The organism is Polynucleobacter sp. VK25 (assembly GCF_018687355.1).
In the GTDB taxonomy this organism is placed as follows: Bacteria; Pseudomonadota; Gammaproteobacteria; order Burkholderiales; family Burkholderiaceae; genus Polynucleobacter.
The window spans coordinates 1,562,632-1,582,818 of the sequence record NZ_CP061288.1 but is presented as its reverse complement, the minus strand read 5'-3'; the positions used below and the strand labels follow the sequence as shown (position 1 = coordinate 1,582,818).

The 20,187-nt window shown below is 44.0% G+C and carries 24 protein-coding genes; 18 read left to right on the top strand and 6 right to left on the bottom strand.

The features are described from left to right. Positions 1-48: 48 nt before the first annotated feature. The gene (locus tag AOC21_RS08010) at positions 49-198 is read left to right on the top strand and encodes a hypothetical protein (protein ID WP_215391478.1); all 150 of its coding nucleotides are present in this window, start codon (positions 49-51) and stop codon (positions 196-198) included. A 33-nt stretch (positions 199-231) separates the two neighbouring features. After that, complete coding sequence (locus AOC21_RS08005) at positions 232-660, top strand: DUF2244 domain-containing protein (RefSeq protein ID WP_215391477.1); 429 nt, start codon at positions 232-234, stop codon at positions 658-660. On the opposite strand, the gene AOC21_RS08000 is transcribed toward AOC21_RS08005, so the two are convergent. Next, on the bottom strand, positions 652-1,065 hold the full coding sequence (locus tag AOC21_RS08000; RefSeq protein ID WP_215391476.1) for a DUF4149 domain-containing protein: 414 nt from the start codon (positions 1,063-1,065) through the stop codon (positions 652-654). The two genes, AOC21_RS08005 and AOC21_RS08000, sit on opposite strands and share 9 nt — an antisense overlap. A 168-nt stretch (positions 1,066-1,233) precedes the next feature. On the opposite strand from AOC21_RS08000, the gene AOC21_RS07995 reads away from it, so the two are divergent. The 6 genes from AOC21_RS07995 (at position 1,234) to AOC21_RS07970 (ending at position 8,309) form a co-directional block, all read left to right on the top strand. Next, the gene (locus AOC21_RS07995; protein ID WP_215391475.1) at positions 1,234-1,821 is read left to right on the top strand and encodes an Rrf2 family transcriptional regulator; all 588 of its coding nucleotides are present in this window, start codon (positions 1,234-1,236) and stop codon (positions 1,819-1,821) included. Positions 1,822-1,841: 20 nt separating this feature from the next. Continuing rightward, complete coding sequence (locus AOC21_RS07990; RefSeq protein WP_215391474.1) at positions 1,842-3,242, top strand: exonuclease domain-containing protein; 1,401 nt, start codon at positions 1,842-1,844, stop codon at positions 3,240-3,242. Then, positions 3,243-4,496, top strand: a complete 1,254-nt coding sequence (locus tag AOC21_RS07985) for a DASH family cryptochrome (RefSeq protein WP_215391473.1) — start codon at positions 3,243-3,245, stop codon at positions 4,494-4,496. A gap of 82 nt (positions 4,497-4,578) precedes the next feature. Further along, on the top strand, positions 4,579-6,777 hold the full coding sequence (locus AOC21_RS07980; RefSeq protein ID WP_215391472.1) for an OsmC domain/YcaO domain-containing protein: 2,199 nt from the start codon (positions 4,579-4,581) through the stop codon (positions 6,775-6,777). Positions 6,778-6,805: 28 nt separating this feature from the next. Then, complete coding sequence (locus AOC21_RS07975; protein WP_215391471.1) at positions 6,806-7,501, top strand: nitroreductase; 696 nt, start codon at positions 6,806-6,808, stop codon at positions 7,499-7,501. A gap of 235 nt (positions 7,502-7,736) precedes the next feature. Next, the gene (locus tag AOC21_RS07970) at positions 7,737-8,309 is read left to right on the top strand and encodes a phasin family protein (protein WP_215391470.1); all 573 of its coding nucleotides are present in this window, start codon (positions 7,737-7,739) and stop codon (positions 8,307-8,309) included. 100 nt (positions 8,310-8,409) lie between these two features. Here AOC21_RS07970 and AOC21_RS07965 read toward each other — a convergent pair whose 3' ends face one another. Next, positions 8,410-9,045 (bottom strand): NAD(P)H-dependent oxidoreductase, encoded by a 636-nt coding sequence (locus tag AOC21_RS07965; RefSeq protein WP_215391469.1) that lies wholly within the window; start codon positions 9,043-9,045, stop codon positions 8,410-8,412. Positions 9,046-9,154: 109 nt separating this feature from the next. On the opposite strand from AOC21_RS07965, the gene AOC21_RS07960 reads away from it, so the two are divergent. After that, entirely contained in the window at positions 9,155-9,511 is a 357-nt protein-coding gene (locus tag AOC21_RS07960) for a DUF1622 domain-containing protein (RefSeq protein ID WP_215391468.1), read from the top strand. A gap of 72 nt (positions 9,512-9,583) precedes the next feature. Here AOC21_RS07960 and ahpF read toward each other — a convergent pair whose 3' ends face one another. Together ahpF and ahpC are read right to left on the bottom strand one after the other, a co-directional pair. Then, the gene (ahpF, locus tag AOC21_RS07955; RefSeq protein ID WP_215391467.1) at positions 9,584-11,161 is read right to left on the bottom strand and encodes an alkyl hydroperoxide reductase subunit F; all 1,578 of its coding nucleotides are present in this window, start codon (positions 11,159-11,161) and stop codon (positions 9,584-9,586) included. Between the two features lie 107 nt (positions 11,162-11,268). Next, positions 11,269-11,832: an alkyl hydroperoxide reductase subunit C gene (gene ahpC, locus AOC21_RS07950; protein WP_215391466.1), complete on the bottom strand. Its 564-nt coding sequence runs from the start codon at positions 11,830-11,832 to the stop codon at positions 11,269-11,271. 286 nt (positions 11,833-12,118) lie between these two features. Here ahpC and AOC21_RS07945 point away from each other — a divergent pair, with 286 nt between their 5' ends. From AOC21_RS07945 to AOC21_RS07920, 6 genes are all read left to right on the top strand, one after another. Continuing rightward, complete coding sequence (locus AOC21_RS07945) at positions 12,119-12,658, top strand: OmpA family protein (protein WP_215391465.1); 540 nt, start codon at positions 12,119-12,121, stop codon at positions 12,656-12,658. Positions 12,659-12,684: 26 nt separating this feature from the next. After that, on the top strand, positions 12,685-13,080 hold the full coding sequence (locus AOC21_RS07940; RefSeq protein WP_215391464.1) for a hypothetical protein: 396 nt from the start codon (positions 12,685-12,687) through the stop codon (positions 13,078-13,080). A gap of 53 nt (positions 13,081-13,133) precedes the next feature. Further along, on the top strand, positions 13,134-13,937 hold the full coding sequence (locus AOC21_RS07935) for a hypothetical protein (protein WP_215391463.1): 804 nt from the start codon (positions 13,134-13,136) through the stop codon (positions 13,935-13,937). A 96-nt stretch (positions 13,938-14,033) separates the two neighbouring features. Beyond that, positions 14,034-14,855 carry a hypothetical protein gene (locus AOC21_RS07930; protein ID WP_215391462.1) on the top strand — a complete coding sequence of 274 codons (822 nt, stop codon included), beginning with the start codon at positions 14,034-14,036 and terminating at the stop codon, positions 14,853-14,855. A gap of 30 nt (positions 14,856-14,885) precedes the next feature. Continuing rightward, entirely contained in the window at positions 14,886-15,767 is an 882-nt protein-coding gene (locus tag AOC21_RS07925; RefSeq protein ID WP_215391461.1) for a hypothetical protein, read from the top strand. A gap of 43 nt (positions 15,768-15,810) precedes the next feature. Further along, a complete protein-coding gene (locus AOC21_RS07920) occupies positions 15,811-16,920 on the top strand; it encodes a linear amide C-N hydrolase (RefSeq protein WP_215391460.1) in 1,110 nt (369 codons plus the stop codon). 86 nt (positions 16,921-17,006) lie between these two features. On the opposite strand, the gene AOC21_RS07915 is transcribed toward AOC21_RS07920, so the two are convergent. Next, positions 17,007-17,684: a DUF1345 domain-containing protein gene (locus AOC21_RS07915; protein WP_215391459.1), complete on the bottom strand. Its 678-nt coding sequence runs from the start codon at positions 17,682-17,684 to the stop codon at positions 17,007-17,009. Between the two features lie 58 nt (positions 17,685-17,742). On the opposite strand from AOC21_RS07915, the gene AOC21_RS07910 reads away from it, so the two are divergent. The 3 genes from AOC21_RS07910 to AOC21_RS07900 all read left to right on the top strand — a co-directional run bounded on the left by AOC21_RS07910 (position 17,743) and on the right by AOC21_RS07900 (position 19,268). After that, positions 17,743-17,895, top strand: coding sequence for a hypothetical protein (locus tag AOC21_RS07910; RefSeq protein WP_215391458.1), 153 nt, complete (start codon positions 17,743-17,745; stop codon positions 17,893-17,895). Between the two features lie 34 nt (positions 17,896-17,929). Further along, positions 17,930-18,568 carry a hypothetical protein gene (locus AOC21_RS07905; RefSeq protein WP_215391457.1) on the top strand — a complete coding sequence of 213 codons (639 nt, stop codon included), beginning with the start codon at positions 17,930-17,932 and terminating at the stop codon, positions 18,566-18,568. A gap of 148 nt (positions 18,569-18,716) precedes the next feature. Further along, positions 18,717-19,268, top strand: coding sequence for a phasin family protein (locus AOC21_RS07900; protein WP_215391456.1), 552 nt, complete (start codon positions 18,717-18,719; stop codon positions 19,266-19,268). 4 nt (positions 19,269-19,272) lie between these two features. Here the strand turns inward: AOC21_RS07900 and AOC21_RS07895 are convergent, their stop codons facing one another. Beyond that, positions 19,273-20,181 carry a histone deacetylase gene (locus AOC21_RS07895; RefSeq protein WP_215391455.1) on the bottom strand — a complete coding sequence of 303 codons (909 nt, stop codon included), beginning with the start codon at positions 20,179-20,181 and terminating at the stop codon, positions 19,273-19,275. Between the last annotated feature and the right edge of the window lie 6 nt (positions 20,182-20,187).

Here is a 20,187-nt window from a genome sequence, read left to right as displayed (position 1 = left end):
TAAATGCCATTTCCGTTTACATTTGAGGTTCACTTATGAGAGATAAACATGATCCAAAAACTTCGCATTAAGCTCGCACGCTGGATTCTGGGGAAGCATTGCCCTTGCTACCAAATGGGATATCACTCCATGGTCGATTTTCAACAAAGAAGTGCTGACCAGTTAGCGAAATCCCAAGAGCGCAGTAAAAGCCAATAAGCGCTCACTAGCCTTTTCCAGAATTGCATCGAGATGAAGCGCTGGCAAATGCGCAGAAACTGCGCGCTCACTCCCAAGCAGCTCCTCAAGTTCTATATTGCCCTGGTTTGTCTCTCGCTGATAGTTGCAACTGGGTTCTTTGTAGCGGGGGTTTGGGTTATTCCCATTTTTACTGCTTTAGAGCTTAGTGCGGTAACGCTCGGATTTTTAATCTACTGTAGACACGCATTAGATTGTGAAACGATTGAAATTGACGGTAAATGTCTTTTGGTCAAAAAATTCATTGGCTACAAAGAGACTGTGTATGAATTTAATACACAGTGGGCCAAAATTGAGCTGCCATTGGAGGGATCGAAAATCTTTCATATAAGCCAATCAAACCTACGCATAGAGCTAGGGCAGTTTCTAAGGCCAGAGCAGCAGATACCCTTGATTGCTGCGGTGCGGGCTCATCTAGGTTGATTCTGAGTCAACCAGGCGCCATGCCACCAAGGCGCTAGAAATAATCTGCGTTAATAGCAATAACATCACCAAGACATTCAAAATCTGGAAGTAATTTGCAAACGGCGAGAGCATGACCGGCATACCGTCTATCAACGCCGTATCTCGCAAGTAATCCATGCGGGGTATCAGCAGAAAGCTCACCACCGCAACTGCCATCATCAATATTAGCAAGGGAAGGCGGATATTTTTAAGCGGGCTCGAACCTCTTCTGATAAGGATATTAGCAATGCTTAAGATTGCGAATGCGCAGCCTAAAAAATAATATGAAAGCTGTTGTACAACTATGTTCGCTACCATACCTGCCGCCTGAGAATCATTGATTAATAAATACGTTACGAGGCAAGCATAGATTTGAGCAATCATTCCGCCAGCCAGAATGCAGGCGAGAAAACGGAGTAGCCTATAGGCGAGAGGGTGCTGGAGTCTAATTATTTCAACCATAAGTTAGATAGGGTTAATTAATGCGCTGCAGCACATTTTTGGGATCGGTTTCATACTAGCCTCAATCTAACTTTTATGCCGAAAGCTCCAATGGAAGTCACCAAAGCAGTCAGAGTAGCGCTCAATACACTCGTTGATATTGCAAGCCATTCAACGAATGGGCAGCTTGTCCCTGCTCCCGATATAGCAAAAAGACAGAAAATTTCTATCAGCCGTATCGAGCTGCTATTGCGCCCGCTAAGAGAGTCGGGTCTTGTTGTTGCAGTGAAAGGCCGCACGGGTGGATATCAGCTTTCAAAAGACCCTAGAATTATTACTATCAAAGATATTGTTCTAGCAATGAACCAAATTAAGAAGAGAAAAGTGGAGGTGTCGGATATTGCGAAAGAGCTTTATCAATCACTTGAAGCTTATATGATGAGCTGCATCTCTAATGTGACTCTAGCCTCTGCAATTAAAGATTACATTCCCCGTTTTAGTGATGTGCAGACTGCTCCAGAGCGCAAGCCTTACTTTCACTTGGAAAAGCAGGTTACTCCTAGTCAAGAAAAAAAGAAAAAAGGGGAAACTCAGAAAGTGGTTAAAACAGCCTTCAAAAAAGTTGAGGATGTACCTCGCGGCCCCAATTCTATTTTTAGTTTTGCAGATTATCTAAATAGAGGTCCGTCCGTAAACTAAATGGAATTGATGCTTCTAGCGTGAATAGTAAGCTTAGCCCTTACCCAGATTTAGCTTTTGTTGATATTGAAACCACTGGGTCTCATTTCGATCGTGATCGCATTACTGAAATTGGTATTAAAACCCTAGCGGGTAATGATCTTCAAGTATGGGGAAGGTTGATTGACCCGCAAACCTATATCCCGCAAAACATTCAAAGGCTGACAGGTATTTCGCCAGCAATGGTACAGGGGCAGCCTTGTTTTTCTGAGCTTGCGGAAGAGTTAAAAAAAGAGCTCGAGGGCAAAATCTTTGTCGCTCATAACGCCCGTTTTGATTATGGCTTTATCAAAGCATCCTTTAAGAGGATTGGCATTGACTTTAAGCCGAAAGTTTTATGCACTGTCAAGCTGTCTCGATTACTGTTTCCAGATCAGCCGCGTCATAATCTCGACACCATTATTAGCTCGCATGGTCTACAGGTTAGCGCCAGACATCGTGCACTAGGGGATGCCGACTTATTACTTCAATTTTGGCGTGTATGTGAGTCAAAGTTTGGGCAAGAAAAGTTAAATGAAGCGATCAATCAACTCATTGGCAATGCTAGTCTCCCCTCAAACATCGACCAGCATGTCATTGACTCCATACCCGATGGCCCTGGTTGCTATATCTTTTATGGAGATAATAAGACTCCTCTTTATATTGGCAAGAGCATTTCCTTACGGAGCAGGGTGATGGGGCACTTCCAGGGTGCTTTAACGCAACGTAAAGAAATGAAGCTCTCTTTACAGGTTCGTGATATTGATTGGATTGAAACCAGCGGAGAGTTGGGCGCCTTAATCCTCGAGTCAAGATTAATTAAAGAGCGTATGCCCTCTATGAACATCAAACTTCGGAGATCTAAAGATCTTTGTGCTTGGAGCTTGGAAGAGGATTCTGTGGGTGTGCTCACTCCGTCTTTAATCACCCACCATCATTTGGCCCCTGGGTTACAAGATAATTTATATGGTTTGTTTTATAGCAAGCGAGAGGCGCACTCGTATTTAAAGGCGGTAGCAAAAAAATACCATCTATGTGAAGCATTGCTTGGTCTGGAGAAGCGCATTGAAGGTAAATCTTGCTTTGGCTTTCAAGTAAAGCAATGTAGCGGTACCTGCATTAATCTCACTCCCATTGCCTTGCATAATTTACAGTTAAAAACCGCTATGGAACTTTTTAAGGTGCAGGTTTGGCCATACTCTGGTGCTATTGCCATTCAAGAAGGTGGCGAGATGATTGTGGTCGACAAGTGGTGCTATCTAGGCACTGCGATTAATCAGGAAGAGCTTTACGAATTGGCGGATTCTGGTGAGGCAGAGTTTGATCTCGACATTTATAAGATAGTGAAAAAAGCACTATCAGGAGCCTACAAGAATCAAGTGATTCAGATCGGTGCAATATAGATGACGACTGCAATCTATTGGTTTAGAAATGATCTCCGCCTCGAAGATAATCCATCGTTTTTACAGGCATGTAAGGCGGCAGATTCTCTTCTACCGGTCTACATGCATCAGCCTAACTTAGAGCAAGAGACTGCATGGGGATTTCCGAGAATAGGAGAGTATCGTCAGGTATTTTTGGACCAATCTCTTCAGGACTTGCGGAGTCAGCTTAGGAAATTGGGATCAGACTTATATGAGGTGGCTGGTGATGTCTTGGATGTGTTTGAGAAATTAAAATCCCAGATTGATATAGGCACTATCTATTGCGAGCAAATTCAAGCACCAGAAGAGTTAGAGCAAGTGGCGCTATTAAGGGGTGCTGGTTTCCGGATTAACGCGCTCTGGCAATCTAGCATGTTGGATGCTCAGTCCCTGCCATTTCCATTGGAGGATATGCCAGATATCTTTACCCAATTTCGTCAGCAAGTAGAAAAAAAGAAATTAAAGTTTTTCAATCCTATAGAGGCTCCTAAGAGTATTCCTCCGTTGCCGACTATCCAGATCCCCCCGATCACAGTTGCGAACCAAAGCACTTTATCTAATGGCAGTAAGTTTTGTGGAGGGGAGCGCAGTGCCGATGCCTACATCGAACACTATTTTGAGAGACGTCTGCCTGATACTTACAAACAAACACGTAATGAGCTGATCGGCATGGACTATTCCAGCAAATTCTCTCCATGGTTAGCGCAGGGTTGTTGTTCTGCAGGATCTATTGCAAAGAAATTGTCAGATTATGAAATTTGCTATGGGGCAAATGATGGGGCCTACTGGCTTTGGTTTGAATTACTTTGGAGGGACTACTTCCGGTTTCTGCACTTTAAGTATGGCAAAAGGCTCTACTACTCCAAAGGCTTAAGTAAGGCGCCTAGCAATCAGTTTGATAGTGAAAAATTCTTGAAGTGGTCATCTGGCCATACAGGAGAATCGCTGATTGATGCCGGTATGCGTGAATTAAAGAATACGGGCTATCTATCCAATCGTATGCGTCAAATTGTGGCAAGTTATTGGATTTATGACATGCAGGGCGATTGGCAAGCTGGTTCCGCTTGGTTTGAATGTCAATTGATTGACTATGACGTTTATAGCAATCAAGGTAATTGGTTATATATTGCCGGCAAAGGCACGGATCCTAGGGGAGGCAGGCCTTTTAATGTGGCTAAGCAAACCCAAGATCATGATCCGGATGGCGTATATCGCCAAATGTGGCTAGCTTAAGCTTTAAAGACATTCTATAGATTGAAGATGCGATGGATAATGGTGTCCACATCATTATTTGCGCTATTTTGGAACTATCTCCATGGAAATTAAGGTCAACTTTCTCGATAAGCTTCGTTTAGAAGCAAAGTTTGATGACTTCACAGTTATTGCTGACCAACCAATCCGATATAAAGGTGATGGTTCAGCGCCTGGACCATTCGATTATTTCTTAGCTTCGTCTGCTTTATGCGCCGCCTATTTTGTGAAGTTGTATTGCGAGACTCGAAATATCTCCACTGAAAATATTCGCCTCTCGCAAAATAATATCGTTGATCCAGAGAATCGTTACAAACAAATATTTAAGATTCAGGTGGAATTGCCGGCAGATATCTCTGCTGTTGATCGCCAAGGTATCTTGCGGTCTATTGAGCGTTGCACTGTCAAAAAGGTCGTACAGGAAGGCCCTGAGTTTCTTATTGAGGAAGTCGCTAATCTTGACGCTGATGCACAAAGTCTACTCACTTTAAAGCCAGATGTCGGATCCAGTACTCATATTATTGGCAAGGATCTCCCTTTGGAGCAAACGATCGCCAATATGTCTGCCTTGCTGGCAAACCTGGGTATCAAGATTGAGATTGCTTCATGGCGCAACCTAATTCCAAACGTTTGGTCCCTACATATTCGTGATGCACATTCACCAATGTGCTTTACCAACGGCAAGGGCGCTACAAAAGAAAGCGCTTTAGCTTCTGCGCTGGGCGAATATATTGAACGCCTGAGTAATAACCATTTTTATGCCGGCTCTTATTGGGGTGAGGACATTGCCAATGCAGAGTTTGTACATTATCCAAATGAACGTTGGTTTAAGCCTGGCAAGAAAGATGCTTTGCCGACAGATATCTTGGATGAGTACTGTCTGAATATTTATAACCCCGATGGAGAGCTGCGTGCATCGCATCTGGTAGATACGAATTCTGGAAATGTAGAACGTGGCATCTGCTCCTTGCCTTATGTTCGTCAGTCCGATAGAGAGACAGTTTATTTTCCATCTAACCTCATTGAAAATCTATTCGTTAGTAATGGAATGAGTGCTGGTAACACGTTAGCTGAAGCTCAAGTGCAATGTTTATCAGAGATTTTTGAGCGGGCAGTCAAGCGTGAAATTCTGGAAAGTGAAATTGCGTTACCTGACGTTCCTAAAGAGGTGTTAGCAAGATTTCCTGGCATTCTAGCGGGCATTCAGAGTCTAGAGGAGCAGGGCTTCCCAGTATTGGTTAAGGACGCTTCACTCGGCGGCATTTATCCAGTGATGTGTGTCACATTAATGAACCCAAGAACAGGCGGCGTCTTTGCTTCCTTTGGTGCGCATCCAAGTCTTGAGGTTGCGCTGGAAAGAGGTTTGACTGAGTTATTACAGGGTCGTAGCTTAGAGGGTCTAAATGATCTACCCCCGCCTACCTTTGCCAGCGAAGCAGTAACCGAGCCCAATAACTTTGTTGAGCACTTTATTGACTCTAGTGGCATTGTGTCATGGCGTTTCTTTAGTGCTAAATCCGATTATGAATTCGTAGATTGGGATTTCTCGAGTAAGGGTGAGGACTCCAATACCAAAGAGGCGGAGACTTTATTTGGCATCCTGAAAGAGTTGGGTAAAGAAGTTTATGTAGCCACATATGATCAGTTGGGCGCAACCGCCTGCCGAATTCTGGTGCCAGGATATTCTGAGGTTTACCCGGTTGAAGATCTTATTTGGGACAACACCAACAAGGCATTGCTATTCCGTAGTGATATCTTGAATTTATCTCAGCTCAATGATGTAAGTCTAGCTGCGCTCTTGGAGCGTTTGGAGAATAACGAGCTAGATGAGTATGGCGACATTGCGACACTGATTGGCATCGAGTTTGATGAGAACACAGTCTGGGGTCAACTTACCGTACTCGAATTGAAGTTATTAATTCAATTGGCTCTTAAGCAATTTGAAGAAGCGCATGAGTTAGTTGGTGCTTTTCTTCAGTACAACGACAACACAGTCGAGCGAAAATTGTTTTATCAAGCTCTAGATGCTGCCCTTGAGGTTCTGCTCGATGACGAGCTAGAGATCTCAGCCTATGAGGCTAACTTTCGTCGTATGTATGGTGACGTCAGGATGGATGCCGTATTGGATTCAATCGAAGGAAGTGTTCGTTTCTTTGGTTTAACGCCAACGAGCATGAAGTTAGAGGGTCTAGATAGGCACCATCGCCTAATTGATAGCTATCGGAAGCTACATCAGGCACGAGCTAACAGCGTTAAATCTTAATAAAACTCAACAGAGCCAGAGGATACTAATGAAGGCATTAACTCCAGCTGAAGCCATCACTTCTCGCATGTCAGTGCGCGCATTTACTAAAGAGGCTGTCTCAAAAGAGGTCATCCTGAAGTTGCTTGATATCTCTGCGCGAGCACCTTCTGGTACAAATACTCAACCATGGAAAGCATATGTTGTAGAGGGTGTGGCGCTTGACACCTTATGCGAAAAAGTGTGCGCTGCTTATGACAGTATTGCGATCAATCCCGAGTTAGCAAAAGAATATCAACCAGCATATGACTATTACCCAACCAAATGGTTTAGTCCTTATATTGATAGACGTCGAGAAAATGGTTGGGGTTTGTATGGCTTATTAGGAATTACAAAGGGCGATAAAGATAAGATGCATGCACAGCATCGCAAAAATTTCCAAGCCTTTGGTGCGCCAGTGTCTATATTTTTCACAATAGATAAAGAGCTTGGTAGAGGCTCCATGCTCGACTACGGTATGTTCTTGCAGAACATGATGGTTGCCGCCAGAGGTGAAGGTTTGGATACTTGTCCACAGGCCGCTTGGAACGACTACGCAAAAATCATTCTGCCATCCATTGGCGCCAAAGAGAATGAGATGCTTGTGTGCGGTATGGCACTCGGGTATGCCAACAAAAACGACATAGTGAACAGTTTTCATACCCCCAGAGTGAGAGCAGAAGAATTTACTACTTGGGTAAGGTAGCGGCTCCAACACTGTTATTACTTTTGATTTGTGGAAGCTTCTCCATAATTACCCTAAAAACTTTAGGGGAAAAATAGAATTGAATTACCCAATAACCCTCATTTCAGGGCTTTAAATGAGGGTTTAGATAATATATGTTGCTTTGCAACAAAAATATCTTGCTTTTGGAAAATGGGGCTCTTAAAATGGTGCATCGCAATAAAAAACCCATATTTACTTAAAGTTAGGATAAATCATGTTTCAAACTCAATTAAACGACCAACTCGCTTCTGCACAAGCTAAAGCAATCGAAACCGCTAAACATTTGGCACAAGTTGCTGTTGAAAGCGCTCAAGAATTAGCTGAAATCAATCAAGCTGCCGCTAAAGATGCTTTAGCTGCTGCTCAAGATTCAAGCGCACAATTGTTGGCAATCAAGGATCCACAACAATTAGCTAAATTGGCTCAGCCAGAAGCTGCCCAAGAAGCCGCTAAATATGCTGCTGCTTACCAAGCTAAGGTAAACCAAGTAGTTCGTAACGGCAACAAAGAAGTGGCTCAAGTAGTTGACGCTTCTATTGATGACGCACGCGCTGATTTGGTTAAGTTTGTTAAAGAAGCTACTAAGACAGCTCCTGCTGGTTCTGAGGCTTTTGTTTCTGCATTCAAAACTGCATTTGATTCTTCACTCCAACAATTCGACCAAGTTCGTGCAACTGCAACTGATGCATTTGCTAACTTCGAGAAGAGTGTTGATGCTGCTTTGGCAAACATTCAAGGTCAATACGCTGTTGCTAAGCCAGCAGCTAAAAGCCGCAAAGCTGCTTAATACAGCTGCTTAATACAACTGCTTAGTTAACTGAATAGTTAATTTTGCTGTAAAAAAAGCCACCTTCGGGTGGCTTTTGCTTTTGTAGAGCCCTTACCTATTACTTAATCCAGGTAATGAATTCTTCCTTGGGCTTTCTAACTTTTTTCATGTTTGCTAACCAGTCTTCATCAGCCTTTCTGTATCCGAGAGGCATCATAACCACGCTACGTAAACCTTTTGCTTTGAGGTTGAGGATTTCATCGAGAGCTGCGGCATCAAAGCCTTCCATTGGCGTAGAGTCCACCTGCTCATATGCTGCAGCAATTAGAGCAGTACCTAGTCCAATATAGGCTTGCTTTGCGGCATGTGTGTAATTGGTTTCAGCATCTCTTGCGGTGTAACCGGATAGCAATTTTTGACGATAGATGTCACCAGCCTCACTTTTAAAGTTGCGCAGCTTCTCGGTCATATCGAAAGCATGATTGATACGATCGGCCGTATAGGTATCCCAAGCTGCAAAAACAAGTAAATGAGAAGAGTCGACCACTTGCGTTTGGTCCCATGAAATTGCTTTAATCTTTTCGCGAATGGCCTTATTGGTGATCACGAGGACTTCGTATGGCTGAAGTCCACTCGAGCTAGCGCTTAACCGAATAGCTTCCAAGATTTGCTCTACCTTGTCTTGGGGTACAGATTTTGTTGCATCCATTTTCTTAGTAGCATAGCGCCACTGGAGTTTGTCAATTAAGCTCATTCTGATTTCCTTTGGTCTAATAAAGCAGTAAATAATCCAGTGTAATTTATAACGGGGACTAGTGCTAAACGAGCTAATATATAGGCATTCAACCTCAAAAGACTACAACATGAATCAAATAGAAATCATTCGAAATGTCAGTGATGTGATGGATGCCCTAGGGGTTGCGGTTGTATCCATTGGCGTTTTATGGGGCCTCTTCTCTTTTGCAAAAGGCTTGGTGACGCAGACTGCCGATATTGCCTATAAAACTTTTCGCATACAAATCGTGCGCTCCCTCATTTTGGGACTCGAGGTCTTGGTTGCAGGGGATGTGATCCGTACTGTAGCCATTAGCCCAACCTTAACTAGTGTTGCCGTATTGGGTGCCATTGTTTTAATCCGCTGCTTCTTAAGTTGGTCTCTGACCTTGGAGATTGATGGTCGTTGGCCTTGGCAAGCCCCTAGACCGGGGCAGACTGAATAAGCTGTATTTATTTCAACGAGAAAAAAGGGAGTCGAATGACTCCCTTTTGTTTTGCTGCAGAAAACTAGCTTCTTATGCAGCAACCGCCTCTTGTGGTTCTGCAACAGATGAGCGAATGAGGTAATCAAACGCTCCGAGCGAGGCCTTGGCACCTTCTCCCATCGCAATAATGATTTGTTTATATGGAACTGTGGTGCAATCACCGGCCGCAAATACACCTGGCAGAGAAGTTTCACCCTTGGCATCGACGATGACTTCACCATGCTTCGATAGATCAATCGTACCTTTGAGCCAGTCGGTGTTTGGTAATAAGCCGATTTGCACAAAGATGCCTTCCAAATCAATCATGTGCTCAGTATTGTTAACGCGATTAAGGTAGCGTAAGCCATTTACTTTTCCGCCTTCACCTAATACTTCTTTGGTGAGCGCACTCATAATGACGGTCACGTTTGGCATGCTAGCCATCTTCTTTTGCAAGATTGCATCTGCACGCAACTTACTATCAAACTCAATTAAGGTAACGTGGCTAACAATACCTGCTAAATCAATCGCAGCCTCAACACCGGAATTGCCCCCACCAATTACAGCAACACGCTTACCTTTGAATAGAGGGCCATCACAGTGAGGGCAATACGCTACACCCTTGCCACGATATTCTTGTTCGCCAGGAACATTCATCTCTCTCCAGCGAGCACCAGTGCTAATGATCACAGACTTGCTCGCCAGGACTGCACCATTAGCTAATTCCACTTCAATACCGTTGTCTGTTTTGCGCAAAGCATTGGCACGCTGTAAATTCATAATATCTACTTCATAACTTTTCACATGCTGCTCAAGCGCCTGAACTAACTTAGGCCCTTCGGTCTCCTTAACGGAGATAAAGTTTTCAATACCCATGGTGTCCATGACTTGACCGCCAAATTTCTCAGCAACGATGCCGGTGCGGATACCCTTACGTGCAGCATAAATTGCAGCAGCTGCACCAGCAGGCCCGCCACCAATGACTAAGACGTCAAATGGATCTTTAGCGGAGAGTTTTGCGGCCTCTTCTTTAGGGCTGGAGGTATCCAGTTTGGCGACAATCTCTTCAACACTCATGCGGCCTTGCCCAAATGCTTCGCCATTCAAGATCACGGTTGGTACAGCCATGATTTGGTATTGATCGACCAAGCCTTGGTAAAGCGCACCGTCAATCATTTCATGGGTGACGTTTGGATTGAGTGCGGCCATTAAATTTAAAGCCTGCACAACGTCTGGGCAGTTGTGGCATGACAAAGAGATAAATGTTTGGAAGCTGAGTTTTGCATCAAGCTTGATGATACGGTCAATTACATCCTGCTCAACTTTTGCTGGGTAACCGCTAGCTTGCAAAATTGCCAAGATGAAGGAGGTCATCTCGTGACCCATTGGTAGGCCAGCAAAAGTGATGCGCGCCTCTTGGTCCACCTTACTCACAGTAAAGCTGGGCTTATGCTCAGCTTTGCCATCAGTTTTGACGGTGATCTTATCGGACTGCTCAGCTACTTCATTTAAGAGTTCGAGCATTTGCTGGGAGCTATCGCTTCCGTCGACGCTAGCCACCAATACGATTGGGCTAACAATCTTTTCAAAATATACCTTTAACTGGGATTTGATATTGGTATCGAGCATGATATTTTCCTTGGGAATTTTTTAGGTGAGTCTATTGGGCAGGATCCTATCCTCTCCAATAGACTCTCTTAAAGAGAGTCTATGGATTAACTAATTAACTTAGCAACTTAGATCTTGCCTACGAGATCCAAAGATGGAGTCAATGTTGCTGCGCCTTCTTTCCACTTAGCTGGGCAAACTTCACCTGGGTGAGCTGCTGTGTATTGAGCGGCCTTCAACTTACGTAAAGTTTCAGAAATATCGCGAGCGATTTCATTTGAATGAATCTCTGCTGTCTTAATGATGCCTTCTGGGTTGATGATGAATGTGCCACGCAATGCTAAGCCTGCTTCAGGAATATGAACGCCAAATGCATTTGTCAAAGTGTGTGTTGGGTCACCAACGAGCGGGAACTTTGCTTTACCAACAGCTGGTGAAGTCTCGTGCCAAACTTTGTGTGAGAAATGAGTATCGGTTGTTACGATGTAAACCTCAGCACCCATTTTTTGGAATTCAGCATAGTTCTCAGCTGCATCTTCAATCTCTGTAGGGCAGTTAAAGGTAAATGCTGCTGGCATGAAAATCAAAACTGACCAATGACCTTTGAGGGTTTCGTCAGTAACCGTTACGAACTTGCCGTTGTGGAAAGCTTCGGTTTTGAATGGTTGTACTGCTGTATTAATAATGGACATACTGTGCTCCTAGTGTTGGTTAATCAATTTCTTTAGTAACTACTGCAACTGGATGAATTTTGAACCTCAGTTGTTTATTTGTCTAATGAATAAATTTGATATTTATGATCGATTTTATAGATAATTACTCTTTAGCCCATACACGCTGCTGACAGGGCGTTCGGGCACATTCTTCGACCTAATTATTGGATTTTTTATAGGTTTTGGAAGGTTTTAGTGCGCCTTTGGGCTTATAGTGCTCTTAAGGGCCTTCAAGGCTTACTTTGACTGAATTTTGAGAAATTACATGAGATATATCAAACCAGGATTGCTGGCCTTATCTATTGCGGCATTTGCACTATTAAGTGCTTGCGTCACTGACAGTAAATACAACCAATTAGACCAGGCGTATAGCCAGCTTCAACAGGCCTATCAAGGCGACGAAGTAGAAATTCGTCAGTTACAGGGTGAATTGCGCATTACTATTCGTGACAAAATTTTGTTTCCTGAGGGCGGTTATCGTTTGAATGCGAAAGCTGACCAGGTATTAGCAAAAATGGCGCCAACACTATCAGGCTTTAAAAACACTAAGGTAGTAGTTCGGGGATATACAGACAACATTGCCATCGGTGCTGAGTTACGCAGGGAAGGAATCACAACTAATCTTGACCTGTCTTCCAAGCGTGCTGATAACGTAGTTGATTATTTGATTCGCAAGGGCGTAAGTCAGAGCCTCATTTCTGCACAAGGCATGGGGGAGTCCAATCCGATTGCTTCTAATGCGACTCCAGAAGGCCGTGCCCAGAATCGTCGTATTGAAGTTACCTTAGTTGGCCCAGGTAATTAATTCATAGCCCATTTAAAGGATAAAGAATGAAACATTTATTAAAGCTTTGTGCAGCAGCAATTGTTGCTATGACATTGGCGGCTTGTGGCGCTCCTGATGTAAAAATGTCTTCAGCAGATTTTGTAAAGGTAAGTAATGGTATTTTGACCAGCAGTTACGGTAAGACCATCTATACCTTTGATAAAGATCAAGCTGGTTCAGGTAAATCTGAGTGCGTTTTAACGTGTGCCGATAATTGGCCGCCAGTCTACATAGAGCCAGGAGTGATGCTCTCTGGAAATTTTGCTTCTATCACCCGTAACAATGGTCAGAAGCAACTAACTTACAAAGGCAAGCCACTCTATTTCTTTATTAAGGATAAAAATCCTGGCGATAAGACTGGTGATAACGTCAATAATGTATGGCATGTAGTCACACCATAAAGTATTAAAAGAGACGAATGTAAAAATGCCACCTTAGGGTGGCATCGCCTTTTATGAAATTGTTTTTATCAATTCTCGTATGTCTTTTTGTTTCAGCAAGCTATGCTGAAGAACTATTAGTCCCCATCTCAAAATTCGACAATGACTCTCAGCGTTTAACAAACAGTAGGGTTCTGGAGTTTTGGGGTTATCACAATTACGATAGCAGCGATAACTATCAAAATATTCTGAAGTTGCGGTACTACAACCCCTTGGAAGCAGGTGATTGGCGCGGACGTATACGTCTGGATACTTCTTACGCATCAAATTACAACTCTATTTCCTCCGCCAATAATTCAGGTCAGTACAGCGCAGGTAACACCATGGTGACGGTGTGGGGACAAGACCGCACTTTTCTAAAACCCTTGGGCGCTTTGGTTGGTGGACGCGTTGTATTTCCATTTGGCAATAATGGCCAATGGGCGGTTGGCCCACAACTAGGGTGGTCGTTTATTCCTGAGGTCGATAGCTTGTTGGGTGTAACTGATTTCTCACCCTTATTACGTTATATGTATGGATTCGATACCAAAAACAATAGCCTGAGCACTAATCCCAATCAACCGGCACTTGTTAGAAATCTGCAGGTATTCCCAACCATCGGCTTCCAGCTATCCCCAAACACGATGCTACGTTTTTGGGATGAAAACGGGGCAGTCTATAACTCTGCTGGCGGAGGCTGGTTTGTGCCGATAGATGCTATGGTGACCCATCGCTTTGCTAAGCAATGGGTATTTGCAGTAGGAGCCAGCAAACAGGTAGTGCAAAGCTATCGTCAATATGACTGGTCAAGCTATGCAAAGATCTCATTCAATTTCTAGTGCGTAAGCCCAGTCTGATTACCCCTACAGCCTATAATGACTCCCAAAATTAGCATTAACACCTCACCTCTTCACCTCACCCCAAATAGAGCTTTTATGAACAAGAAAATCTTTGCGTCTTTAGTGATCACATCTTCAATCTTGATGTCTGCAGGCATTGCTCATGCAGCTGAGAACCTTTCGCCGCTGCCAAAAATTTCTGATGAGTGGCGTTTTGAAGTAACTCCTTATATTTGGGGGTCCGGAGTTTCATCTACGCTGTTCTACAACGATCGTTACCTGAATACAGCAAAGCTTTCTACAAGTAATGTACTTGGAGATCTCAAATCTGGCGGAATGATTTCTGCAGAAGCGCATTACGGTAACTGGGGCATCATGGGCGACCTAGTCTCTGCAACTTTGCAAACTACAGGTAGTAATACTGTTGTGGTTCCAACACGAAGTTTTGGGGGTGTTCCCGCTCGTGCTGCGGACAAGGTCACGCTACAGCAAAATATTATTACTGGCGCAGCCACTTACACTGTACTTAATAACCAGAGCATATATTTGGATGGCTTGGCGGGTGTGCGTGGAATTATGGCGACAGCTACACTTTCATTGAATCTGTCTGCGGATGGTGTGTCTGCTGGCGTTGTTGACTCTAAATCTGTGTCTACTGCCGATCCAATTGTGGGCTTCAAAGGCCGCTACCGTATTGCTGACTCTACTTGGTATGTCCCTTTCTATGCTGACATCGGCGGCGGTGGCGGCACAACCAATATGACTTGGCAGGGCATGATCGGCGTAGGCAAAACCTTTGAGAAGTGGGTAGATGCTTCTCTTGCTTATCGCACCTTGTACTACGACATGAAGGGTGATGGTCTTTTACAGAAAACCACTTTTAAGGGCCCGCAGTTAGCTGTGACCTTTAAGTTCTAATTTCCATTCTCACTTCTTAAGAAGCCTTCTATGAACATCACCTTAAAAATAGTATCTGCTTTAGCTGTTTCTGCAGTCTTTGCAGGTTCAACTTTTGCACAGGAAATTCCTGCACGTGCAGGTACGGTAGCCGCTGAGAAATCTGGTTCGGTGAGTGTTGCTGCTAAGCCAGAAGTAAATAGCGTTGATATTGCTAAAAAATTGGCAAACCCTATTGCGAACATGATCTCCGTTCCGCTGCAATATGAATTTAGTCGTGGCGTGGGTAAAAACCAAGGCGGCTCAGAGCAATCGCTTTTATTTCAGCCGGTAGCCCCATTTAATTTAGGCGGCGGCGATGTTTTTATTGTGCGCCCAATCATTGCGGGCGTAAGGGAAGTTAGCGTTCAGGATGCTTCAGGCAAAGCATTCTCTGGTTATGGCATTGCCAGCGTGACACTCGAATCTTTTTATGCGCCTAATACCAACTCTTCCTGGATTTGGGGTATTGGTCCTTATGCGCAATCCCCTTCGGGTAATAGCGGTAAGTTCGGCTCACAGCAAACAGGTGCTGGGGTAACTGCTGTTGTATTGAACCGTGATGGCCCATGGACTTATGGACTCTTAGGTTATCAATCATGGAATGTGGGTGGTAACCCAACCTTTGGCACGCAAAATAATTTATACGGACAACCCTTTGTTGCTTACACCGATAAACAGGCTTTGACATATACAGTCAATATGGAGGCTCTGTATAACTACGATACTCACCGCACCTCCAATCCTCTTTATGCGGGCGTTTCTAAGTTAGTGGTACTTGATGGTGTGCCTTTCTCCTTTGGGGCGGGTCCTATGTATTACGTTAGCAATACTCCAGGCGGACCATCCGGTTGGGGTGCTCGCGCTACGGCAACCCTCGTTATTCTGAAATAATTTGTTGTAGAAGTACTCACTTATTCAAGATCGGAAGTCAAACATGAAACAAAAGATATTCAAGAAAGTATTAGCTGCATCAGTTTCAGCAACCCTGGCATTCTCCCCGCTGGTAAGTGAAGCCTGCACTAGTTTTCTATTGAAGGGAAGTGATGGCGGCTATGTCTACGGACGTACGATGGAGTTTGGCTTGCCCTTGAATTCGCAGCTCACCACCATTCCAAGAGCTTATGCCCACAAGGGAATTGGTGTTGATGGTAAATACGGCTCTGGCCTGAGTTGGAATTCGAAATATGCAGTAGCTGGCATGAATGCGCTTGGTTTGCCTGAGCTTGTGGATGGCATGAATGAAAAAGGACTCATCGGAGGTGTGCTCAACTTCCCGAATAGCGCCGCTTACCAAGCAGTCTCTCAAGCAGAGTCAGCTACCAGCATCAATTCTGTTCAAGTACTGACTTATATATTGACGAATTTTGCTACTGTTGATGAAGTGAAGGCGGGCCTACCAAAAATTAAAGTGAATGGCGCCAAGTTGGCTGTTTATGGAAATCAAACACCACCAGTGCACTATACATTGCACGATAGCAATGGGAAAAGCATTGTGGTGGAGTACTCCAAAAATGGCTTGGCTACCCTCGATAATCCAACCACAGTATTGACAAATGATCCTCCGTTTCAGGATCACCTCAATAGCATTGGCAATTATGCCAATCTCTCTAAGGTAGAAAAGCCACCCCTCGTCATTAATGGCGCTACTTATGCCGCCCCTAGTTCTGGCAACGGATTGCATGGCCTTCCGGGTGATTTCCTGAGTCCTAGCCGTTTCATTCGCGCATTATTTTTATCCAACTCTGTGCCAACAACCTTTACCAATGCTCAGATGGACAGCGCTGCTTGGCACATTCTAGGAAGCTTTGATATTCCTCCTGGATCAGTAACATTGCCAGCAAGCAATCCCTACGGTGGCGGCACTGGTGGCTATGAAGTAACTGAATGGAGCATTGTGGCGAATAATAAAACCATGGTCTACAACGTCAAGATGTTTGAAAATAATAATATCTATGCATTCGATCTGAAGAAAATGGATGTGAATGCAAAAGATATTAAGTATGTCAAATTGGCGCAGCCAAAAATCTTGGTTCCAGTAAATTAGATGATTTAAGTTAAGGCATCTAGTATTAAAAAGAGGCTCGCTTGTCGAGCTTCTTTTTTTATAACTCAATGATTTCTAGTCAAGACTTAAGAAAGCGCCACTACTCCTGAAATCAAGTTAATGGCTAAAGCTAGTAGCGAGGCATTAAACACAAAAGCAGCCATCCCTTGAAGCATGACTAAGAATCGAATTCTGGAGCTAGCAATATTGACGTCAGCAGTTTGACAGGTCATACCAATGACTAGTGAGAAGTATAGAAAGTCCACATAGGTGGGCCTTAACTTAGAGGCAAATAGCAAAGGGGCCTCTTTGGTTTTTTCAAGCTCTTGATAGTAAGCATGAGCGTAGTGCAGAGCAAATGCGGTATGTACAAACAACCAAGAAATGATGTAGGTTGCCAAAACTAATCCCACATGACGAATGGCAAGATTGGTAGGTAGCACCTTGATGCCTGAAAGGATGATCACAATCGTTACTAAGCTAGCTGTTGCTGCAAGCACGATGATGAATAAGATCATCGCTGCGCCATCGTCCTCTTTCTTTGAGAGTCCCTGAATATTTTCTTGGTTAGAAAAATACATCATGATGTAAGTCAGGATGAGGTAGAGTCCCCCGGCAAGGACCCATGAAAGCGCTAAACGAACGATTGCGCTTTGATCAGCTGGAATTAAGAAGTAGGATGCAAACCCTACGAACGTAACAATGAGTAGTCTTTGAGTGGCGCTTATCTGGTGCCAGTATTGAGTCCAAGGCGATGCTTTCATAGTAGCTCTAGTATGCCTTTAAAATAGATACAACAAACATAAAGAAGAGGATACGAGATTGAGGTCAAACATCAGAACTTGGAGTCTAGTGGGTGGCGCACTCATTATTTTGGCTGCTTGCATTTTTTCCTATATATTGACCAAGCCCGCCGAGGCCGATGTATCGTTCTTGAATAAGGTTTTGATGTCGGCTGCTATTCAAGTTGCATAAACCTTACCCATTCATTTAATCGAATGCTTTCACTATGATCAACCCAATCAATACTCTTGCTAAGGCTATTTCTATCGCCTTGTTCACATCGATATTTTTGGTGGGCTGCCAATCTACCGGTCAGGATGGTAAGCCGCTTACTCCTGCAGAAATCATACAAAAGCGTGATGCCACCTTGAAGATGTCTAAGACTGGTCTTGATGCTTTGATTAGGCAAAAGCCAGAAGTTCAAAAAGAAATTGACGCTGCAGCGGGCTATGCAGTTTTTACCACCACCAACGTGAATATTGTTTTGATAGTAGTGGCTCGTGGCGAAGGCGTCTTGTTCGACAAGCGACGTAAAGATCCTATTTTTATGCAGGCACTCAAAACAGGTGAGGGCCTAGGAGCTGGTTATCAAGATCAATATCAAGTGGCAATCTTTAAGACTCCGAGTGCTATTGATCAGTTTTTATTAACTTCAATTGACGGCAGGCGCGGCGGTATCGATGTGGATGCTAATTTCTCTGCGGGATCCGGTGGAACCATTCGCTCGTTTAATCCTGAAATTACCTTTTATACGGTGGGTCTGTCCGGCTATGATTTGCAAGCAAACTACGGTGGAACCCTCTATTTAGTAGACCAGCAGCTCAATGATGCGGCTACCTTAAATAGCCTGCCCAAAAAGAAGTAGTCTGTTACAAATTGTTTTAGAGCCCCGGCTGGCAACACCCGGGGCTTTTTTATTTGGGTAGATTCGATCATCTACTGGTATTTCTCTATAGAAACCCACCTTAAGCGGAGTAGATTAGTGAATGACTTAACCCATCTGAAAGGCTGATATGAGCAAGAAACCATTGGATATGAATGCGATGCCGGGACAACAAAGGGCAGTCGATGCGACCAAGGCTGCTGGGCGTGTAGCTATTGAAAGCGCTCAGGCGATTGCACAGATCAATCAACAAGCCAGCCAAGAATTGGCTGAAATGATTCAGAAGCGGGTTTCTGAGCTCATGAAAACTCAGGATCCAAAGGCTGCTTTTGAGTATATCCATGCTGAAGTATTGCAAGATGCCGCCAAGGAAATTTCTCAGTATCACAATCAATTGTTGCAAGTACTCAAGAGTGGCAATAAAGAGTTGGTTGATATAGCTGAAACCATGATCCAAGAATCAAAGGCAGACCTTATTCACTTTGTGAATGATGCAACTGACAATGCTCCTCTGGGTAGCGAGGCTTATGTATCGGTATTTAAGACATCCTTCAATAATGCGCTGCAGAATTTTGAATTGATTCGCGCTGCAATGGCTGACTCATTCACTAATTTTGAGAAGAGTGTAGAGAATGTTGGTAATCTCGCTAGCCCAAAAGGCGCATCAAAAAAGAAAAGTTAACGTGTTAAGGAAATAAGTACTGCTTTTGAAATTGCAGGGCGGTTTTGATGGTCTGAAAATGAATATTCACAGTAGATTCAATTTCTTTTCCATAGCCGCCCGCCATTGAGAATGCAATGGGCAGTTGTCGATTCAGAGCGTACTGAAATACCATTTGATCTCGTAAGCGCATTCCCTCTCGGCTTACTTTTAGCCTCCCCAATCGATCTCCTTCATGGGGATCGGCCCCAGCTAAGAAGATGAGGCAGTTTGCCTTGAAGCGCGCATCGAGTTGATCAAGGCATTCTCCCAGAGAGTGTAGATAGACTTCATCGTTGCAGCCATCAGGTAAACCTACATCAAGATCGCTCTCTTCTTTCTTAAATGGAAAGTTATTTTCTCCATGAATCGAGAGGGTAAAAATAGATTCATCATGTTGCAAAATCGATGCCGTGCCATTGCCCTGATGGACATCTAAATCAATCACAGCAATTTTGAGTGATGCGCTCACCTCTTTTTGTAAAGTGCGCGCCGCTATCGCTGAATCATTAAATACGCAAAAGCCACTGCCGGTATCTCGATAGGCATGATGTGTGCCACCAGCTAAATTGGCAGCAATGCCTTCGCGTAAGGCTGTCTTAGCGGCAGCTACCGTTGCACCCGCAGAGCGGCGTGAGCGCTCTACCATTTGTTCACTCCAGGGAAATCCAATCTCTCTTTGTTCTTGTGGGGAAAGTTTTCCTTCGATTACTTTTATAAGGTAACTAGGGTCATGGGCATAAAGGATTTGGGTATCCGTTGCTGGAGGCGCTTCTACAAGCTCTATATTTTCTTGCGTACCTACTAAATCCCGTAAGCGGGAGTACTTTTCCATTGGGAAGCGATGGCCCTCTGGCAAAGGTAATACAAAATGATCTGTATAAAAAGCTTTCACACTTAT

What these genes read in the sequence shown, in the direction of transcription:
- AOC21_RS08010 (WP_215391478.1), top strand. Translation starts at nt 49, where the DNA reads ATGATCCAAAAACTTCGCATTAAGCTCGCACGCTGGATTCTGGGGAAG.
- AOC21_RS07945 (WP_215391465.1), top strand. Translation starts at nt 12,119, where the DNA reads ATGAGATATATCAAACCAGGATTGCTGGCCTTATCTATTGCGGCATTT.
- AOC21_RS07975 (WP_215391471.1), top strand. Translation starts at nt 6,806, where the DNA reads ATGAAGGCATTAACTCCAGCTGAAGCCATCACTTCTCGCATGTCAGTG.
- AOC21_RS07960 (WP_215391468.1), top strand. Translation starts at nt 9,155, where the DNA reads ATGAATCAAATAGAAATCATTCGAAATGTCAGTGATGTGATGGATGCC.
- AOC21_RS07920 (WP_215391460.1), top strand. Translation starts at nt 15,811, where the DNA reads ATGAAACAAAAGATATTCAAGAAAGTATTAGCTGCATCAGTTTCAGCA.
- AOC21_RS07900 (WP_215391456.1), top strand. Translation starts at nt 18,717, where the DNA reads ATGAGCAAGAAACCATTGGATATGAATGCGATGCCGGGACAACAAAGG.
- AOC21_RS07930 (WP_215391462.1), top strand. Translation starts at nt 14,034, where the DNA reads ATGAACAAGAAAATCTTTGCGTCTTTAGTGATCACATCTTCAATCTTG.
- AOC21_RS07995 (WP_215391475.1), top strand. Translation starts at nt 1,234, where the DNA reads ATGGAAGTCACCAAAGCAGTCAGAGTAGCGCTCAATACACTCGTTGAT.
- AOC21_RS07965 (WP_215391469.1), bottom strand. Translation starts at nt 9,045, where the DNA reads ATGAGCTTAATTGACAAACTCCAGTGGCGCTATGCTACTAAGAAAATG.
- AOC21_RS07925 (WP_215391461.1), top strand. Translation starts at nt 14,886, where the DNA reads ATGAACATCACCTTAAAAATAGTATCTGCTTTAGCTGTTTCTGCAGTC.
- AOC21_RS07970 (WP_215391470.1), top strand. Translation starts at nt 7,737, where the DNA reads ATGTTTCAAACTCAATTAAACGACCAACTCGCTTCTGCACAAGCTAAA.
- ahpC (WP_215391466.1), bottom strand. Translation starts at nt 11,832, where the DNA reads ATGTCCATTATTAATACAGCAGTACAACCATTCAAAACCGAAGCTTTC.
- AOC21_RS07980 (WP_215391472.1), top strand. Translation starts at nt 4,579, where the DNA reads ATGGAAATTAAGGTCAACTTTCTCGATAAGCTTCGTTTAGAAGCAAAG.
- AOC21_RS08005 (WP_215391477.1), top strand. Translation starts at nt 232, where the DNA reads ATGAAGCGCTGGCAAATGCGCAGAAACTGCGCGCTCACTCCCAAGCAG.
- AOC21_RS07905 (WP_215391457.1), top strand. Translation starts at nt 17,930, where the DNA reads ATGATCAACCCAATCAATACTCTTGCTAAGGCTATTTCTATCGCCTTG.
- ahpF (WP_215391467.1), bottom strand. Translation starts at nt 11,161, where the DNA reads ATGCTCGATACCAATATCAAATCCCAGTTAAAGGTATATTTTGAAAAG.
- AOC21_RS07985 (WP_215391473.1), top strand. Translation starts at nt 3,243, where the DNA reads ATGACGACTGCAATCTATTGGTTTAGAAATGATCTCCGCCTCGAAGAT.
- AOC21_RS08000 (WP_215391476.1), bottom strand. Translation starts at nt 1,065, where the DNA reads ATGATTGCTCAAATCTATGCTTGCCTCGTAACGTATTTATTAATCAAT.
- AOC21_RS07935 (WP_215391463.1), top strand. Translation starts at nt 13,134, where the DNA reads ATGAAATTGTTTTTATCAATTCTCGTATGTCTTTTTGTTTCAGCAAGC.
- AOC21_RS07940 (WP_215391464.1), top strand. Translation starts at nt 12,685, where the DNA reads ATGAAACATTTATTAAAGCTTTGTGCAGCAGCAATTGTTGCTATGACA.
- AOC21_RS07915 (WP_215391459.1), bottom strand. Translation starts at nt 17,684, where the DNA reads ATGAAAGCATCGCCTTGGACTCAATACTGGCACCAGATAAGCGCCACT.